Origin of the sequence: Streptomyces mirabilis (assembly GCF_018310535.1) — a bacterium.
Lineage (GTDB): Bacteria > Actinomycetota > Actinomycetes > Streptomycetales > Streptomycetaceae > Streptomyces.
This window is the reverse complement of the sequence record NZ_CP074102.1, coordinates 8246841-8263680: the sequence shown is the minus strand read 5'-3', so window position 1 is coordinate 8263680 and position 16840 is coordinate 8246841. Positions and strand designations below refer to the sequence as shown.

Annotated in this window: 14 protein-coding genes and 7 pseudogenes; 9 read left to right on the top strand and 12 right to left on the bottom strand. The window is 66.8% G+C overall.

Annotation, left to right across the window (positions count from 1 at the left end):
• On the top strand, window positions 1–210 hold the full coding sequence (locus SMIR_RS43865; RefSeq protein ID WP_249938540.1) for a hypothetical protein: 210 nt from the start codon (window positions 1–3) through the stop codon (window positions 208–210).
• A gap of 19 nt (window positions 211–229) precedes the next feature.
• Window positions 230–523, top strand: a complete 294-nt coding sequence (locus tag SMIR_RS43860; RefSeq protein WP_249938539.1) for a hypothetical protein — start codon at window positions 230–232, stop codon at window positions 521–523.
• A gap of 136 nt (window positions 524–659) precedes the next feature.
• Here SMIR_RS43860 and SMIR_RS36640 read toward each other — a convergent pair whose 3' ends face one another.
• Window positions 660–1139: a DUF6194 family protein gene (locus SMIR_RS36640; RefSeq protein ID WP_168500846.1), complete on the bottom strand. Its 480-nt coding sequence runs from the start codon at window positions 1137–1139 to the stop codon at window positions 660–662.
• Window positions 1140–1186: 47 nt separating this feature from the next.
• Here SMIR_RS36640 and SMIR_RS36635 point away from each other — a divergent pair, with 47 nt between their 5' ends.
• Entirely contained in the window at window positions 1187–1936 is a 750-nt protein-coding gene (locus SMIR_RS36635) for a MerR family transcriptional regulator (RefSeq protein WP_212727970.1), read from the top strand.
• Between the two features lie 6 nt (window positions 1937–1942).
• Here the strand turns inward: SMIR_RS36635 and SMIR_RS44685 are convergent.
• The 5 genes and pseudogenes from SMIR_RS44685 to SMIR_RS36610 all read right to left on the bottom strand — a co-directional run bounded on the left by SMIR_RS44685 (window position 1943) and on the right by SMIR_RS36610 (window position 6056).
• Window positions 1943–2720, bottom strand: a pseudogene (locus SMIR_RS44685) (hypothetical protein).
• Window positions 2721–2780: 60 nt separating this feature from the next.
• Window positions 2781–3778 (bottom strand): annotated as a pseudogene (locus SMIR_RS36625) (IS5 family transposase).
• Between the two features lie 75 nt (window positions 3779–3853).
• Window positions 3854–4973 (bottom strand): annotated as a pseudogene (locus tag SMIR_RS36620) (IS630 family transposase).
• A 49-nt stretch (window positions 4974–5022) separates the two neighbouring features.
• A complete protein-coding gene (locus tag SMIR_RS36615; RefSeq protein WP_168499913.1) occupies window positions 5023–5577 on the bottom strand; it encodes a transposase in 555 nt (184 codons plus the stop codon).
• The gene (locus SMIR_RS36610; protein WP_249938536.1) at window positions 5574–6056 is read right to left on the bottom strand and encodes a helix-turn-helix domain-containing protein; all 483 of its coding nucleotides are present in this window, start codon (window positions 6054–6056) and stop codon (window positions 5574–5576) included. Before SMIR_RS36610 ends, SMIR_RS36615 begins: the two co-directional genes overlap by 4 nt.
• A 391-nt stretch (window positions 6057–6447) precedes the next feature.
• Between SMIR_RS36610 and SMIR_RS36605 the strand changes: the two are divergent.
• Window positions 6448–6561: pseudogene (locus tag SMIR_RS36605) on the top strand (IS5/IS1182 family transposase); the annotation flags it as partial.
• Between the two features lie 567 nt (window positions 6562–7128).
• On the opposite strand, the gene SMIR_RS36600 reads toward SMIR_RS36605, so the two are convergent.
• Window positions 7129–7743, bottom strand: a complete 615-nt coding sequence (locus tag SMIR_RS36600; protein ID WP_212727969.1) for an RICIN domain-containing protein — start codon at window positions 7741–7743, stop codon at window positions 7129–7131.
• 290 nt (window positions 7744–8033) lie between these two features.
• Here SMIR_RS36600 and SMIR_RS36595 point away from each other — a divergent pair, with 290 nt between their 5' ends.
• From SMIR_RS36595 to SMIR_RS36585, 3 genes and pseudogenes are all read left to right on the top strand, one after another.
• Window positions 8034–8516 carry a helix-turn-helix domain-containing protein gene (locus SMIR_RS36595; protein WP_249938536.1) on the top strand — a complete coding sequence of 161 codons (483 nt, stop codon included), beginning with the start codon at window positions 8034–8036 and terminating at the stop codon, window positions 8514–8516.
• Window positions 8513–9067, top strand: a complete 555-nt coding sequence (locus SMIR_RS36590; protein WP_168499913.1) for a transposase — start codon at window positions 8513–8515, stop codon at window positions 9065–9067. The genes SMIR_RS36595 and SMIR_RS36590 overlap by 4 nt, the downstream gene beginning before the upstream one ends.
• An 88-nt stretch (window positions 9068–9155) precedes the next feature.
• Window positions 9156–10159 (top strand): annotated as a pseudogene (locus SMIR_RS36585) (IS5 family transposase).
• A 122-nt stretch (window positions 10160–10281) separates the two neighbouring features.
• Here SMIR_RS36585 and ltrA read toward each other — a convergent pair.
• Window positions 10282–11484: a group II intron reverse transcriptase/maturase gene (ltrA, locus tag SMIR_RS36580; RefSeq protein WP_249938636.1), complete on the bottom strand. Its 1203-nt coding sequence runs from the start codon at window positions 11482–11484 to the stop codon at window positions 10282–10284.
• An 885-nt stretch (window positions 11485–12369) separates the two neighbouring features.
• Here ltrA and SMIR_RS36575 point away from each other — a divergent pair.
• Window positions 12370–13428: pseudogene (locus SMIR_RS36575) on the top strand (transposase); the annotation flags it as partial.
• A gap of 169 nt (window positions 13429–13597) precedes the next feature.
• Window positions 13598–14056, top strand: a complete 459-nt coding sequence (locus tag SMIR_RS36570; RefSeq protein ID WP_168489488.1) for a TIGR03618 family F420-dependent PPOX class oxidoreductase — start codon at window positions 13598–13600, stop codon at window positions 14054–14056.
• 21 nt (window positions 14057–14077) lie between these two features.
• Here the strand turns inward: SMIR_RS36570 and SMIR_RS45040 are convergent, their stop codons facing one another.
• The 4 genes and pseudogenes from SMIR_RS45040 to SMIR_RS36555 form a co-directional block, all read right to left on the bottom strand.
• The gene (locus SMIR_RS45040; protein ID WP_249938534.1) at window positions 14078–14308 is read right to left on the bottom strand and encodes a hypothetical protein; all 231 of its coding nucleotides are present in this window, start codon (window positions 14306–14308) and stop codon (window positions 14078–14080) included.
• A gap of 375 nt (window positions 14309–14683) precedes the next feature.
• Window positions 14684–14767, bottom strand: a pseudogene (locus tag SMIR_RS43835) (hypothetical protein); the annotation flags it as partial.
• Between the two features lie 31 nt (window positions 14768–14798).
• A complete protein-coding gene (locus SMIR_RS36560; protein WP_212727967.1) occupies window positions 14799–15212 on the bottom strand; it encodes an ArsI/CadI family heavy metal resistance metalloenzyme in 414 nt (137 codons plus the stop codon).
• A 67-nt stretch (window positions 15213–15279) separates the two neighbouring features.
• Window positions 15280–16689 (bottom strand): NAD(P)-binding domain-containing protein, encoded by a 1410-nt coding sequence (locus tag SMIR_RS36555; RefSeq protein ID WP_249938533.1) that lies wholly within the window; start codon window positions 16687–16689, stop codon window positions 15280–15282.
• Window positions 16690–16840 lie beyond the last annotated feature (151 nt).

Genomic DNA, 16840 nt, shown 5'->3' with positions numbered 1-16840 from the left:
GTGTCAGAGATTTCCCGGCGGACCGTGCTGGGCGCCGCCACCGGCACGGCCGCGGCGGCAGCGCTTCTCACCGCGGCAGGGACGGCGCAGGCAGCCGCCACCGTGGACGACAAGAGCGAAGGCACCCGGCAGGCCACGAACCAGGAGACCGATACACCCATGGCCGTCACCACCGAAGTACCTGATCGTCACACCGGGTCCGCGGGCTGACTGCACCCAGTTCAAACCGGTGCTGGAGAAGATCCGAGTCCCGAAACCCGGGCCGGTCAGGCCCCGCAACGAGCCCGACGGCGTCGCCGCCGACAACGCCTATGGCAATCGACCCTGTCGTGAGTACCTGCGGCGCCGGGACATCAGGCACACCATCCCGGAGAAGACCGCCAGCCAGGCCGCCCGCCTCCGGAAAGGCTCACGCGGCGGACGGCCACCCGGCTTCGTCGAAGAGCGGGACAAGAAACGCAACACCGTCGAGCGGATCATCAACCCGGCTGAAGCAGCACCGGGCCGTGGCCACTCGCTATGACAAGCGTCGCTACGTCTGCCTCGGCACCGCAACCGCCGCAGCCCTCACCATCTGGCTCCGGACATGATGGACCGGCCAAGTCCTGGTTCTGCATGAGGCAACGAGCGCCCTCAAGTCCGCTTGTTCTGGAACCGCGTCAGTCATTCTCCAGAGACCTTCCCGGTTCGTGTCGCCGCACGAACCTGGCACGAGCGGCGTTGTGGGCGCTGCGTAGAAGCTGCACGGCCGTGTCCGTTGTCCTCTCACCAGGATTGACGACAGAGATCCAGCCGAGTGCCCCGTATACCGGGTGCGGCATCACGCTGTCGGCTGCTGCGTAGTCGCGAGGTCGGGTGAGGCTGCGCGGCTCCTCCCCCGTGAGCTCCCGGAACGTCGCACGGTCGGCGTGGATGTTCACGCGCCAGCGGCCCGGAGGGTCAAGGTCGGAAGCGGCGTCGTCGGGGTAGTTCTTGATGACGATCGTTCCGTAAGGCTGGACGTTCTGAGGCATCCGACCGTCGGGGGCGTAGTAGAAGAACGCATCCCCCCACGCGAGCTCGGGGAAGTCGCCGCCCGGCTCCGGGACAACCACGAGCGCGCCGGCGAAGCCTCGCACGGTCGCGATGATCTGTTCCATACTCATGGTTCAAGCATCACCTTCAAGTGCTTATGTGGGGTTGGCTGATGGGCGAGCTGGTGAGTGGTTCGCAACGGGTGCCGCTCCGAACCGCCGATGTCGCCACGGAGTCGGGGTACTCGGTGCAACAGGTTCGCGACCTGGAGCGGCTGGGAGTCATTCCCCCAGCCACTCGATCGAGCAACGGTTACCGTTCCTACGCACCGCTGCACGTGCAAGCCCTTCGCGCCTACCGAGGACTCGCAGGCGCTGTTGGCCCTGTCACAGCCCGGCAGATGCTCGCGGAACTGCGAACAGAGACGATCGCGGAGGCAGCCTCAGCGATCAACACGGTCCATGTTCGGCTCGCGTGGGAACGCGAGGAGGCTCTGCGCGCCCAACAAGCGTTGCGTGCGATCCAGGCCGAAGCGAACACACCCGAGTTCGAGCAAGAGAGTGACGCGATGACGATCACAGAGCTCGCCGGGGCGCTCAATGTACGTCCCTCCACTCTGCGGTTCTGGGAGCAGGAAGGGCTTGTCACCCCTGAGCGAGTGACGTCACTGCGAGCACGCCGCTACGGTCTTTCGGCCGCCAGAGCGGCCCGAATCGTTGCGGCCCTCCGGAGCACCGGTTACAGCATTCCCGCAGTGCGCGAGGTCATGGGCTCCCTGCACCAACTCGACGGCCTGGGAGAGACCCAACGCATCCTGCAACAGCGTCTTGACCAGATCGCCACACGGTCCGTGGCGCTACTCCGAGCGGGCGCAGACCTGGCAGCCGTCGTCACGGCCGCCCAGGAACCGACGGCCGCCTAGTCCGTATCAGGCAACGTTTGCCCTGGTGAGCACGGCTCGAAGGTGCTGGTCGTCAGCGTGGCGGTTTCGCCAGATGACGTAGCGGCGGATCATGCTGCCTTGCTCTGTGTGGCCGGCGGATCGGCGCCGTCGAGGGTGGGGCAGCGCAGGGCGGTGAACTGGGCCTCGATGCGGTCCAGCCATGAGGAATCGGTCGGGGTGTGGGCGATCTCGACGTCGTTGGCCTCGGCCCAGTCCGCGACCCGGCGGCAGCGCCTGATGGTCAGGTGCGGGGAGTAGTCGTCGCACACGATCGCCAGGCGGGGCATCGGTGAGTAGAGGGGGCGCAGGTAGCGTCCAGGAACTTCGACCGGTTCTTGATCTTCTTGATGTGGCCGTAGAGCTTGTCCTTGGCCAGGCCATAGGCGGCGAACAGGTGCCGGAACCGATGCGGGCGGCTGTAGGTCGCGCGTCGCCGGGGCCTGGGCTCGCGATCGGGGTCCTTGCCTTGCCACCACGCGGCCACCCTTGGCGGTCCTCTCGATCTCGCGCCGTTCGGGCAGCGTGAAGATCCTCAGTCGGCCGCCTTTGCATTTCGGGTAGAGCGAATCGAAGCCGTCCGTGCGACCCGGTCCGTGCTGGTGAACGTCACCTCGGCGATCTTCGTCACAGCCATGCCCTGTGCAGACAGCAGCACCATCTGCGCCCACCGCCAGATCACCACCGACCCGGTGCCACGACGGATCCGCAGTAGCGGTCTGCCCTCGTCATCATCGATCTCACGGACGCGTACTCGTTCTGCCACCAGCACAGCCTGACGGCCGTACGCCGCCCGATACGGCCTAGGGCGTGTTCTGAGTTGAGATCACGGGAGGGCTGGCAGGCTGCGTAACCAGAGGATGGATCCGCGCAGGTGGAGTCCTGCGGCGTAGCTCTCGGATGTCTTGTCGTACCGGCTGGCCAGTCCCCGCCATTCCTTGAACTTGTTGATGGCGCGCTCGACCGTGTTGCGATCTTTGTAGAGCGTGGCGTCGTGGCTGACCGGGCGGCCGCCGGAACGTCCCTTCTTCCTGCGGTTGGCGGCCTGGTCGGCCTTTTCCGGGATCACTGCCTTGATGTTGCGTCTGTGCAGGTGGGCGCGGTTGGCGCGGGAGGAGTACGCCTTGTCTCCGGCGACCGCGTCCGGCCGTGTCCTGGGGCGGCCGACCGGGACGCGCACCTTGATCTTCTTGAGGACCGGGATGAAGCGCGGGCTGTCCGCGGACTGCCCGGGGGTGAGGATGATGGCCAGCGGGCGGCAGCGTCGCTCGACGGCGAGGTGGACCTTGCTGGTGAGCCCGCCCCGGGAGCGGCCCAGTTCGGCGGCCCGCAGTCGGGCCCTGCGGCGTCGGCGCACGGCGCGGCGCTGTTCCCGCTCGGGGTCCTCCCTGTCCGCGGACCCCTCACCTACGGGGTTGTTTTGCCCCTTTGCTGCAGCCCCTTTTCTTCCGCCACGGCCTTCTCCAGGTCCTCAAGGAGCTCCGGGTCGACGACCATGCCCGCCGCGTGGTGATGCGCGCGGGCAACGGTCGAGTCCACGCTGACCAGGCTGAGATCGACATCGTCGCGGGCCGCCGCCTCGGCGATCATCGTTTCCATGAGGGCCTGGAAGACTTCGCCATGCGCCCACATCCGGAACCGGTCGTAGATCGTCGACCAGGAGCCGTAGCTCTCCGGCACATCCCGCCAGGGGCTGCCGGTGCGGAACCGCCACATCACCGCGTTGAAGTAGCTGCGCAGGTCAGGGATCGGTCCGAACGCCCCCAGCGGCAGGTGCGGCTCGATCAACTCAAACTCGGCATCGGTCAGATCACCACGAGTCACGCGACCGGTCTACCGCAGCCAGCGCCCTCCTGAAGCGGGAATGACCGATCCTGTGATCTCAACTCAGAACAGGCCCTAGTATCCTGCGCCGGAGATCCGTCGGCAGAATCGGGCGAGGGAGTCGAGGATTTCTTCGGCTGTCTTGGTCCAGATGAACGGCTTGGGGTCTTCGTTCCAGTCCTTGACCCATGCCCGGATGTCGGCTTCCAGGGTCTGGATGTTTTTGTGTGCGCCTCGGCGGATCATCTGGTGGGCCAGGTAGCCGAACCACCGCTCGACCTGGTTGATCCAGGACGAGCCGGTCGGGGTGAAGTGCAGTTCGAACCGCGGGTGTTTGGCCAGCCAGGCCTTGATCGCCGGTGTCTTGTGAGTGCCGTAATTGTCCACGATCAGATGGACCTGCAGGTGAGCGGGCACCTCCTTGTCGATCCGGATCAGGAACTTCTTGAACTCCGCGGCCCGGTGCAGGCGGTGCAGGGCAGTGATGACCTCGCCCGTGGCGACATCGAACGCGGCGAACAGCGTGGTCAGGCCGTTGCGCGTAGTCGTGGGTGCGCCGCTCGGGCATGCCCGGCATCATGGGCAGCACCGGCTGGGACCGGTCCAGGGCCTGGATCTGCGACTTCTCGTCCACCGACAGCACCACCGCACCCTCGGGCGGGTTGAAGTACAGGCCCACGACGTCGTAGACCTTCTCCACGAACAACGGGTCCATCGACAGCTTGAACGTGTCGCTCAGGTGCGGCTTGAGCTGGAACTGCCGCCAGATCCGGCCGACCGTGGACTTCGACAGACCGCTGTGCTGTGCCATCGATGTTCGCGACCAGTGGGTGGCATTCTTCGGCAGCTGTTCCAGCGTCGTGACGACGACCGCTTCCACCTGATCGACGCTGATGGTGGGCGGCCGGCCCGGCCGGGGATCGTCGGCCAGCCCGTCCAGCCGCTCGGCGAGGAAGCGTCGGCGCCACTTGCGGACCGTGTCCGCGGTCACCCGCAGATCCCGGGCGACCGTGACAATCGGTGGTACCTCCGGCCCCGCACAGGCCAGCACGATCCGCGCGCGTAGGGCCAGGGCCTGGGCCGATGTCGCCCGACGCGTCCACCGTTCCAACACTGCCCGCTCGTCATCGGACAGCAGTAGCGGTTCCAGCTTCGGGCCCCGACGAGGAACTGACGCACCAGCAGCAGAAGTCACGCAACTACTAACGATCAACTACTGGCGCAGGACACTAGTGCTGGATTCCTCAAACGGTGTACACATATCGGCGCCGTAGTAAGCGAGTTGGCGGTGCCGGTCTGCCCCAGATCCAGGGGTTGGCCCGGGAGTTGAGCTGGTCGGTCGCAAGGGTGGTGGCGTATTCGATGTCGTCGCGGTTGGCGAATGACCGGCCGGCGAGGGCGGCCTTTCGGAAGATGCGCCACCAGCCTTCCTGCAGGTTGAGCCAGCACGCACCGACGGGGATGAAGGCGTGATGGATCCGGGGATGGCCTTCGAGCCAGGTCCGAGTGGACAGGCTGTTGTGACTGGACAGGTTGTCGGTGACGATCCAGATCTCACCCTCCGGGTTGGCGTCCTCAAGCAGTTGCAGGAACTGCTGGTAGAAGACGCTGTTGCGGGAGGAAGCGGTCATCGTGACGGCCTGGCCGTCGGCTGGTCGCAGACCGCCGTAGACCCAGGTCTTCTCCGGTCCGCGGCTGTAGTCGAGTTCCGCTTTGATCCGGTGCCCGTCGGGTGACCAGGCGGGGGCGGGCGGGAAGGTCCGCGGGATCACTGGCCCCAGCTCGTCGGCGCAGATCACCGTCGCACCGGCGGGCGGGTGGGTGTAGAGGCCGATGATCCGTGTCCTTTTGGGACGAAGTCCGGGTCCTTCGATCGCGTCCAGGACCGGGTGCGGCGCCAGCGCACGCCCTCGGCGAGCAGGATGCGGCGGACCTGTGAGCGCCCCACCTCGATCCCTTCGGCCCGCGCTGCCGCGGCCAGGGAATCCAGCGTCCACTCGGGTGGCCCGGACTCGTCGAAGGCCCACAGCTCCCCGACCGGCTCCCACCTCAGCCGCCCCGGCGGGACGGTCTTGACCAGGGAGATGATCCGAGATCGTTCCTCTTCGGTGATCCGCCGCTTGCGGCCCTGCCCGCCCAGATCATCCAGCCCTTGCAGGCCTGAGCGGTTGAAGCGGTGCAGCCAGCAGCGGACCGTTTTCTGGCTGCAGTCCAGTTCCACGGCGATCGCCGGCACCCGTAGCCCCGCCCAGCTCAGCTCGATCATCCGGGCCCGCATCACTGCATCCCGCGGAGCCTTCCGCGCCCGCGACAATCGGCGAACGACGGTCCGTTCGTCCTCGTCACGCCCCGGTCGTGCTCGTAAAACCATCGCCCAGCACCCGCCCCCGAGCACCGTCAACTACCCCGCCACCAGGACATATACCCAACGAAAGAGGAATCCAGCACTAGTAGGACTCCGTTAGGTCTGTCTCGATCTTGGTGTGCTGTGTGTTCGCCTGGGCAGGGGCTGATGGCAGGTGGTGCAGGTGCCGGTCCAACACCTCAGGACGTCCTGTAGTGCGTCGAGGACTTGGTAGAGAGTGAGACCGGTTCGGGTGCTTTTGGGGCCAGGCGTTGTTCTGTGAGGAAAGCGTGGGCGGCGGTCACGAGGGTGATGTGGTGGTGCCTTCGCCCGGATGAAGGGCTGGAAGATCCTCCGCGATTGCCGCCTCAAAGGCGACGGAGTCCACCACGCCATGCGCGGCGTCGCACGCCTACACAACCTAGTCCTGACGGGATAAGGGAAGGTCCCACCGATCAGCCCGCTGCAACCCTCAACCCGTAGAAGATCGTTTGCGGGACAACCCTTAGGCACGCTTTGGCCAGACGTTCGACGGCTACAGCCATGTGATGGACGGCGAAGTCCTGGTCCGCAGGCTCTTGCAGGTAGGCGTCGATCGCATCTGGGAGTTGTGTCCTCGGCGCTCATAGTGGGATTTGCGGGCGCGGGCTTGGCTTCGTCGGCGGAAGCGTGACCAGTGCAGGTGGTGTTCGTTGGCATGGTGGTGGGGTGCGGCGACGAAGTGCCCCACCAGCCGGCGGATCTCCGGAACGCTCAGCGGTATGAACTCGTCGCCGTCGGCGGAGTTCTTCCCCAGGCCTGACCGCACGGCTGCGGCCAGCCACCCCGAACTGTGGGGTGGCCGGCCGCAGACATGTCCAGCTCTGCCCACTGGCCCGTCAGGCTGCCCAGCAGGGCGGCCCTGCAGCTTTGGCTTGCGGTGTTCAGGCCGCGCGGGCTGCCCCGGAGCAGGCCGCACTCTCAAGGTGGCCCGCTCCGGTAGCGTGATGAGTTGGACAGAGAATTGTCAGATGGAATCGTCCTCGGCCCAGAAGCTCTGGTATCCGGCGTCCTGAGAGGAGCCGTTGCAGGCGAAACCGCGGGTGCCGCCGCCGGAGGAGATGTCCACGCACATGCTGCTGGGGTCCTCGTTTGTGGCGCTCTTGAGGACCTGGGAGCCGTTGAAGGCGCTGCGGTTGATCATCGCCCATCCCTGCCAGCCGCCAGTGAAGCTGGGACCGTTGCATACGTAGGTACGCAGTTGGTACGCGTGTGAGTAGTCCAGGCAGCGACCTGTGTTCACATTTTTCAGCTGGGCCCAGCCGTTGCTGAGGGCGGTAACCTTCCACTGCTGGTAGTTCTGCCCATTGCAGGTGAAGTTGCGCAGGTAGCCGGAGGGACTGGAGCCGGAGTCGTCCAGGCAGGTACTGGAGTGATAGTAGTCCGGGCTCATGCTGATGAAGCGGTAGATGTGTCCGTACGTCCAGTTGGAGGCCTGAGCCTCCGCGGTTGCGGTTCCGGTGTTCGCGACCGCGAGCCCGAGCGCCATGGCGAGCGCCGCAGTGGCAGATCCAAGGGCGCGGAGCCTCATACGGCCACGAACCGGAGCGGTGGATATGGAACCCGACGTGGATACGGTCACGGCAAACCCCCTGTTGTCGAAGCTGCTGTCCCGAAGCGGGACCTCAGCTGCTGGCCTGTCGGTGAACATCAGGATCGAGGCTAAGGACTACCGTCCTAGATCCGTCCTAGATCCGTCCTAGTGCTGGATTCCTCTTTCGTTGGGTATATGTCCTGGTGGCGGGGTAGTTGACGGTGCTCGGGGGCGGGTGCTGGGCGATGGTTTTACGAGCACGACCGGGGCGTGACGAGGACGAACGGACCGTCGTTCGCCGATTGTCGCGGGCGCGGAAGGCTCCGCGGGATGCAGTGATGCGGGCCCGGATGATCGAGCTGAGCTGGGCGGGGCTACGGGTGCCGGCGATCGCCGTGGAACTGGACTGCAGCCAGAAAACGGTCCGCTGCTGGCTGCACCGCTTCAACCGCTCAGGCCTGCAAGGGCTGGATGATCTGGGCGGGCAGGGCCGCAAGCGGCGGATCACCGAAGAGGAACGATCTCGGATCATCTCCCTGGTCAAGACCGTCCCGCCGGGGCGGCTGAGGTGGGAGCCGGTCGGGGAGCTGTGGGCCTTCGACGAGTCCGGGCCACCCGAGTGGACGCTGGATTCCCTGGCCGCGGCAGCGCGGGCCGAAGGGATCGAGGTGGGGCGCTCACAGGTCCGCCGCATCCTGCTCGCCGAGGGCGTGCGCTGGCGCCGCACCCGGTCCTGGACGCGATCGAAGGACCCGGACTTCGTCCCAAAAGGACACGGATCATCGGCCTCTACACCCACCCGCCCGCCGGTGCGACGGTGATCTGCGCCGACGAGCTGGGGCCAGTGATCCCGCGGACCTTCCCGCCCGCCCCCGCCTGGTCACCCGACGGGCACCGGATCAAAGCGGAACTCGACTACAGCCGCGGACCGGAGAAGACCTGGGTCTACGGCGGTCTGCGACCAGCCGACGGCCAGGCCGTCACGATGACCGCTTCCTCCCGCAACAGCGTCTTCTACCAGCAGTTCCTGCAACTGCTTGAGGACGCCAACCCGGAGGGTGAGATCTGGATCGTCACCGACAACCTGTCCAGTCACAACAGCCTGTCCACTCGGACCTGGCTCGAAGGCCATCCCCGGATCCATCACGCCTTCATCCCCGTCGGTGCGTGCTGGCTCAACCTGCAGGAAGGCTGGTGGCGCATCTTCCGAAAGGCCGCCCTCGCCGGCCGGTCATTCGCCAACCGCGACGACATCGAATACGCCACCACCCTTGCGACCGACCAGCTCAACTCCCGGGCCAACCCCTGGATCTGGGGCAGACCGGCACCGCCAACTCGCTTACTACGGCGCCGATATGTGTACACCGTTTGAGGAATCCAGCACTAGGGCCTGTGTGGTGTCGTGATCAATCTTGCCGATCCGGGTTCCTCGGGAAGGGGGATCCGGTAGGAAGACGATCGTGACACGCAGGCAACTCACCGACGAGCAGTGGAAGTTGATCGAGCCGTTCCTGCCGATAGGCGAGTACGGGCCGTACCCCGCACGGCTGCGGGATCAGTTCGAGGGGGTGATCTGGCGGTTCCGTACCAGCAGCCAGTGGCGGGAGATGCCCGGCGAGTTCGGCCCGTGGCCGACTGTCTACGGCCGCTTTCGGGTGTGGAGGGACACCGGCGTCTTCACCGCGCTGCTCGAAGGCCTGATCGCCGAGGCCGCCCGCCAGGGACGGACGGACTTGTCCCTGGTCAGCGTGGACTCCACCACGGCCCGCGCCCACCACGACGCAGCCGGGATGCGCATCGGCAAGGAGGTCCTGGACGCCCTTGAAGAGGCCGCCATCGAGCAGGAGCGGGCCCGGCAAAAGGGGGCGGCCGGCAAGAACAGAACGGACAGCACGGCAGTGACAACCCCGGTCGGGAAGAGCGGCGGCATATCAGGCGACGGCGCAAGCTCCGCTTGAGCCAGGCCCTGCTCGGCAGATCCCGTGGTGGACTGACGAGCAAGATTCATCTCGCCGCAGACCGCAAGTGCCGTCCGCTGTCTCTCGTCCTGACCGCAGGACAGGCCGCCGACAGCCCGCAGTTCGTCCCCGTGCTGCAGAAGGTGCGCATCCGTCTTCCCGTCGGCCGGCCCCGGACCCGGCCCGACGCCGTCGCCGCGGATAAGGCCTATTCCTCCCGCGGTAACCGCTCTTACCTGCGCAAACGCAACATCAAGGCAGTCATCCCAGAGAAGAAGGACCAGGCCGCCAACCGGAAGAAGAAGGGCAGCCGAGGCGGCCGCCCCACACGCCATGACGCCGATCTCTACAAAGAGCGGAACAGTGTCGAGCGCCTGATCAACAAGCTGAAGGCCTGGCGGGGTATCGCGACTCGCTACGACAAGACACCCGGGAGCTATCTTGCCGGCCTCCACCTGCGTGCCTCGATGATCTGGATCAACGACCTCCTGAAGGCAACTGGTTGATCACGACATCACACAGGCCCTAGTAGGGTCGGGGACTGGCGCGGTGGCTGATGCCCCGTTTCCAGTCCCCGCCGCTTCAAACCGTGCATGCAGTTCTCCCGCACACGGCTTTCCGACATCGTTCACCGGCTGGCATGCGCCGTTGCCCTGTGCACGTTTCCGGTAAGGCGGTAGACACCGAGCCGGGTGATCCACCCATAAGTAAATCGGGTGGTCCAGTTCCTGCCCGCAAGTCCGTGTTTCGCGCTGGCAAAGATCGCCAGCCGTTCGTGGACATAGCCGTCGACCACGTTGAACTTCCGTCCGGAGTTCCCGTTACGGAAGTACGCCGACCAGCCCCGCAGGACCGGGTTGAGATCGGCGACCACGGCGGATACCGGCCGCTCAGTCTTCGAACGAGCGGTCGCCGCACGGACTTTGTCCCGCAGTACCCGCATCGCCCTGGCCGAGGGCCAGCGTTGCAAGTAGTACCTGCCCCGCCATTTCCACGATTCCATCTTCCGGTGGTGGAAGCCGAGAAAGTCGAAGCCCTGCCCGCCTCGGGTGAGGCAGACGATGCCGGTCTTCTCAGGATGCAATCGCATCCCGAGCCGTTCCAGAACTCGTGCCGCCAATTCACGGGCCTGTTCGGCCCGTTGCTTGGTCGGCGACAGGACTACGAAATCATCGCAGTACCTCACCAACGTCCCCAGCCGGCGACCTTCGTTCTGCCACGCCTCGTCGAGAACGTGCAGCGCGATATTTGCCAGCAATGGGGAAATCGGTGAGCCCTGAGGGGTTCCCGCCCCGGTAGGCGAGGTCACCCCGCCCACCAGGACTCCCATCCGCAGCCAGGCCCGGATCAGCTTCAGCATCGGCCGGTCCACCACACGCCGCGCCACTTGGGCCATCAGCGCCTCATGGTCGATCGTGCCGAAGCAGTCGCGGATATCGGCCTCGAACACCCACTCCCGCCGCTGGTTCGCGGCGACACGCACTGCCTCGCACGCGTCGATCGCGGACCGCTTCGGCCTGAATCCATAGCTCGCCTCGGTGAACTGGGCCTCGAATACTGGTTCCATGACCAGTTTCGCAGCCGTCATCACCACGCGGTCCGCCACGGTGGGGATCGATAGCGGCCGGAACTCCCCCGGCCGCCCCGGTTTGGGAATCTGGACCCGTCGCAGCACTGACGGACGATACGTATGCGCCCGCAGTCTCTGCGAAAGGTCTTGGAGGAATGCATCCACCCCCGAGGATTCCACCGCGTCGACGGTCGTACCGTCCACGCCGGGGGCACCCCGGTTTGCGCACACACCGGCCCACGCCCGCCTCAGAACGTCCATGCGGTGGACATGGCCATACAGGGCGTGAAACCGGCGTTCGGGTTCTTGCTCGGCACAGCGGTAAAGCGTCCGTTGCAAGGCTCGGACCTTGTCCAGAGGACGGCGGACTGGTCCTGCGACGCTTTCCTCCCGGCGGATGGAACTAGCCGTAACGGCACTCATCCGGGTCCCTCCCTGTTTTCGAATCGCGTCGATGAAGCAGGGGCCCTTCGCTCCCAGCGGGTTGTGTTGTCCCGCCGATCGTCACTACTACGACCCCCTCCGACTGCCTCTCGACAACCCGCCATTTCCCGGTTCTGCCGGTTATAGGCAGGCCACGCTTCCCGGGCCGCAATACCCGGGGCCGAGGAGGCTCTCTCCAGTTCCCAGGACAACCTTCCGACCATTCCACGCCCCTTACGCCGGGAGGTTCTTCGACGACCGCTCCAGGTCCGAGATCATCTTCCGTGGCCTTCGCCAATCAAGCACAGGCTCGGCTCCTCCTTGGCCCGCCCGCGGGCGGGGGTTAAATGACGACGCTGCAGGCTTCACTTCATGTTGCGGACTGGTCGGTTGCACGCCCCCGAGAGGCGCTTGTCACTCCACTTCGACGCCACCATTTCGGGCGACGCCGGGAGTCAGCTACCGGGGACCCTGGCGTCTCCCCGGACCGGACTTCCACCGGCTGGCTATCCTGAGCTTGACGTCCGGTTACATCGTTCACACCCCTTCTGAACTGGGAAGACGCCCGGACTGCTGGACGTACGCTTGATCTTTAACGTCCGGAGTCGAATGGTGCGTCGAACTTGATCGCTCGGTCCGGTAACTGCCGTACGCGGAAGCGGCCTTCGGCTGAACATGTGCTCCGACCAAGGAACACACACGTCCAGCACGAAGGCCGTGAGGATGAGTCTGCTGCATCACGCTGTCCGGCGAGAGCCGTTGGCGCAACTGTCATGCTTCCGGGGCGAGTTCTACTCCTGTCTGACCGCTCGTTCGGACGCGTTGTTCGAGCTGGCTGATGCCGTTCTGTGCGGTGACGGGCCGGTGAGGTCGCTGGCCGAGCTGTCGCTGGTGGGTGAACACCGCCGCGGCCATGGCGGGCTCTACGCCGCCCTGGCCCGTGGACGCATCGACGCCGGCCGGCTGCGGCGGGCACTGGCCGAAGTGCCACTGCCGCGGGCTGCCGACGGCCGGCTGGTCCTGGCCGTCGACGTCACCTGCTGGCTGCGGCCCGATGCCCACACCTCACCACAGCGGATCCTGTGCCACACCTACGGCCGGGGCAAGGACCAGCACATCCCCGTCCCCGGCTGGCCCTACTCGATCATCTGCGCACTCGAGCCAGGCCGCAGCTCATGGACCGCACCCCTGGACGCGCTGCGCCTGGCGCCCGGCGACGACACCGCCACCGTCACCGCCCGGCAGCTGCGCGATCTGCTTCAGCGACTGATCGCAGCGGGGCAGTGGCAGACGGGCGACCCGGACATCCTCATCGTCGCGGACGCCGGATACGACGCACCCCGCCTCGGCTTCCTCCTGAGGGACCTGCCCGTGCAGGTGCTGGCCCGGATGCGTTCGGACCGCGTCCTGCGCAGAGCTGTCCCGCCCCGGCTGCCGCACACCCAGGGCCGGCCTCCCCGGCACGGCAGCGAGTTCGTCTTCGGACAGCCCGACACCTGGGACACCCCGGACACCGAAACCGTCACCGACACACGCCTCTACGGCACCGCCACCGCTCGTTCCTGGAACCGGCTCCACCCCAAACTGACCCACCGCTCCTCCTGGGCCGCAGCCGACGGCACCCTCCCGATCGTCGAGGGGACCGTGATCCGCCTGGACATCGACCACCTGCCCAGCGGAGCAACCCCCAAGCCCGTCTGGCTGTGGTGGTCCGGCACCGACGCCACCCCGGCAGACGCAGACCGCCTCTGGCAGGCCTACCTGCGGCGCTTCGACATCGAGCGTGCACACACCCCGCAAAACACAGCCGCCGAAGCAGAGAACGAAGAAGTCAACCACCCCACGACCCCGCCGCACAGGTTAAAGATCAAGCTAGGGCGTGTTGTGAAAGTGGGGGTCAGGCTCACAGCGCCCATGAAATTGTGGGGCGGCTAAGGACGTTGACCACGTCATGACTCAAAGACCGGCTCCTCGCCCACTGTCCGACGAAGCCCTCTCCAACCTGCTTGGCAAGCAGCAGTTCGGCACGCTCGCCACCGTCAAGCGCAGTGGCCACCCCCACCTGACCACCATGGTGTACAGCTGGGACTCCGAGGCCCGCATTGTGCGATTCTCGACGACGGCCGACCGCATCAAGGTCGGGCACCTGCGACGCGATCCGCGTGCGGCGCTGCACGTGCAGGGCGGCGACGTGTGGTCGTTCGCCGTCGCCGAAGGAGAGGCCGAGGTCTCCGAGATCACGACGGTTCCTGGCGATGCGGTCGGTCGAGAACTGCTCGGAATGATCCCGCAGGCCGCGAAGCCGGAGCATGAAGGTGCGTTTCTGGAGCAGCTGGTTGCTGAGCGCCGAGTGGTCATCCGGTTGAAGGTGGACCGTCTGTACGGAACAGCGCTGGACATCAACGGCTAGGACGTATCGGGTCCGTGCTGGTCATAGCCACTCGTTGATGGCGGCGACCAGCACGGACGCGCAATAGCGGACAGCGAGTCTGTCGCACCTCGTGGCGACCGCGTGATGGCGTTTCAGCCGGTTAATCCCGCACTCGGCGGCGTGCCGCCGCTCGTAGTCGTCCTTGTCGCACTTCGGTGGGCGGCCACCGAGCGACCCGAGCTTCTGGCGGTTGCGAATGTGGTCGGCCTTCTCCGGGATGGTGCACCGCACGTCGCGTCTGCGCAGGTAGGCGTGGTTCGCGCGGGAGCCGTAGGCTCGGTCGGCGCGGACCTTGTCCGGCGAGCGCGGTGGGGCCCGGCCCGATCCGGGGCACGCGGATGGCGTCCAGGACCGCCTGGAACTGAGGGCTGTCGTGCCGCTGACCGGCGGCAACGAGCAGCGACAGTGGCTTCTGTCCCTGCTCGACCGCCAGGTGCAGCTTGGTGGTCAGCCCGCCGCGCGAGCGCCCGAGGCCGTGGCCGTCGGGCTCAGTGTCGACGCCGCCGGGAGGCTCCTTCCGCAGATCCCCCTTTTACGCGCCCCGGCGGCGTGCCGGTGGGCGCGGGCGATGGTGGAGTCCACGCCCACATCCCACGTGATCAGGCCCTACGCGTCGGCATCCGCCTGCAATTGCTCGAAGATCCGCTTCCAGGTGCCGTCGCGCTGCCACCGCCGGAACAGGTCGTAGTCCCGGTCCCACGGCCCGTAGCGCTCCGGGAGATCACGCCATGGCGCAGCAGGTGCTGCCCCGCTGCTTGGTCAGGGTGTCGGCGTCGGCCTTGACGACGTACACCTCCCATGGTTCCTGGCCTGGGCCGTGGACCCACACCTTGTCCTGGAGGGCGTAGCAGCAGGTAGTGTCGTTCTCCACGTCCGTCGCCAGGCCCTGGTCGGCGAGGCGGGTGGTCGCGGCGTGGACGGCTTCGGAGGATTCGACTTCGACGCCGAGGTGGTCCATCCGCGTGTCCTCGCCCGGCGCGCCCTTGACGAGGACGAGCTTCAGCGGGGGGTCGGCGATGGTGAAGTTGGCGTAGCCGTCGCGGAGTTTTGCCGGCTTGGTGCCGAACAGCTTGCTGTAGAAGGCGATCGAGGCCTGAAGGTCGGGGACGCGCAGGGCGAGTTGTACTCGGGACATGGCGATCCTCCTGCCGTAGGAGTGGAAGTGCCCCGGCCATGACGGCTGGGGCAGCCGGGGTTCAGGCTCAGCAGCAACCACCGGACGACGAGTCCTTGGTGACGGCGGCCGTGGTGGGGGCGCCGATGCCGAGCTGTACGAGTTGCGGTGCCGGGGTGCAGCAGCCTCCGCCGTCACTTTGCCCGGCTGCCGGGTCGTCGAAGATCCCTGCGCCTCCGCACACTCCTGTTTCTGGGAGGGTGAGTTCGACGCGGTCGGCGGATTCGAGGTCGCCTGCGATGGCGGCGGTGACGGATCGGACCTGCTCGTAACCGGTCATGGCCAGGAAGGTGGGGGCGCGGCCGTAGGACTTCATGCCGACCAGGTAGATGCCGTGTTCGGGGTGGGACAGCTCCTTGTGGCCGTGCGGGTAGACGGTGCCGCAGGAGTGCTGGTTGGGGTCGATGAGCGGCGCCAGGTCGAGGGGCGCCTGGAGGCGTTCGTCGAGACCGAGGCGGATCTCGGAGAGGAAGGCGAGGTCGGGGCGGAAGCCGGTCAGGACGATGACCTCGTCGACCGGGTCGAGGTGTCGGCCGTCCTCGCCGACCAGAATGAGCCGTCCGTCGTCCGCCCGCTCGATGGCCTCGGTGCGGAATCCGGTGACCGCGTCGGCGTAGCCGTTGTCGACCGCGGCCTTCGCTGCCAGCCCCAGCGCGCCGCGGGCGGGCAGCTGGTCGGCTTCGCCGCCGCCGAACGTGGAACCACTGATGCCACGCCGCAGCACCCACACCGCATGCGTGCCCGACTCGTCCTTGGCGACGTCCGCGAGGGTGGCCAACGCGGTGAAGGCGGAGGCGCCGGAGCCGATGACGGCGGTGCGCTTGCCCGCGTAACGAATGCGGACGGCCGGGTCCTTGAGGTCGGGGACGCGGTAGGTGACGCGGTCGGCGGCGGCCTTTTCTCCGAGGGCGGGCAGACCGCTGGCCCCGGCCGGGCCGGGCTTGGTCCAGGTGCCGGAGGCGTCAATGACGGCGCGCGCGAAGATGCGCTCCTCCTCGCCATCGGCGGTGGTGAGGTGCAGGACGAAGGGCCGGCTTTCGCGGTCGGCGTCGACGATGCGGTCGCGTCCGGCGCGCGAGACCCCGGTCACCGTGGTGTGGTAGCGCACACGGTCGCCCAGGGCGTCGGCCAGCGGCTGCAGATACTGCTCGGCCCAGTCGCCACCGGAGGGATACGTGGCCGCGTCGGGCTTGGTCCAGCCGGTCGGAGCGAGGAGCTTCTCGGCGGCCAGGTCAGTGACCTCGCCCCAGGTGGAGAACAGCCGGATGTGGCTCCACTCACGCGCCGCGGCCGCCGCGGCCGGCCCGGCTTCCAGGACCAGAGGCTCGACGCCGCGTTCGACGAGGTGGGCGGCGGCAGCCAGGCCGATGGGGCCGGCTCCGATGACCGCGACGGGCAGTTGGCCGGTGGTGAGCCCCTCGTTAGAAGGCACAGTCACAACGAATCCCCTTTGCTTCGACGTTTGTCGATGTCTTGCGCAGCCAGCATCCCACTTGTTTCGACAAGCGTCAACATAGACACTTATCGAAACTGGAGATCGATTGCGGAGTCGCCGACATTGCCGTCGGCGGTGACGGCCGGCCCCTTCG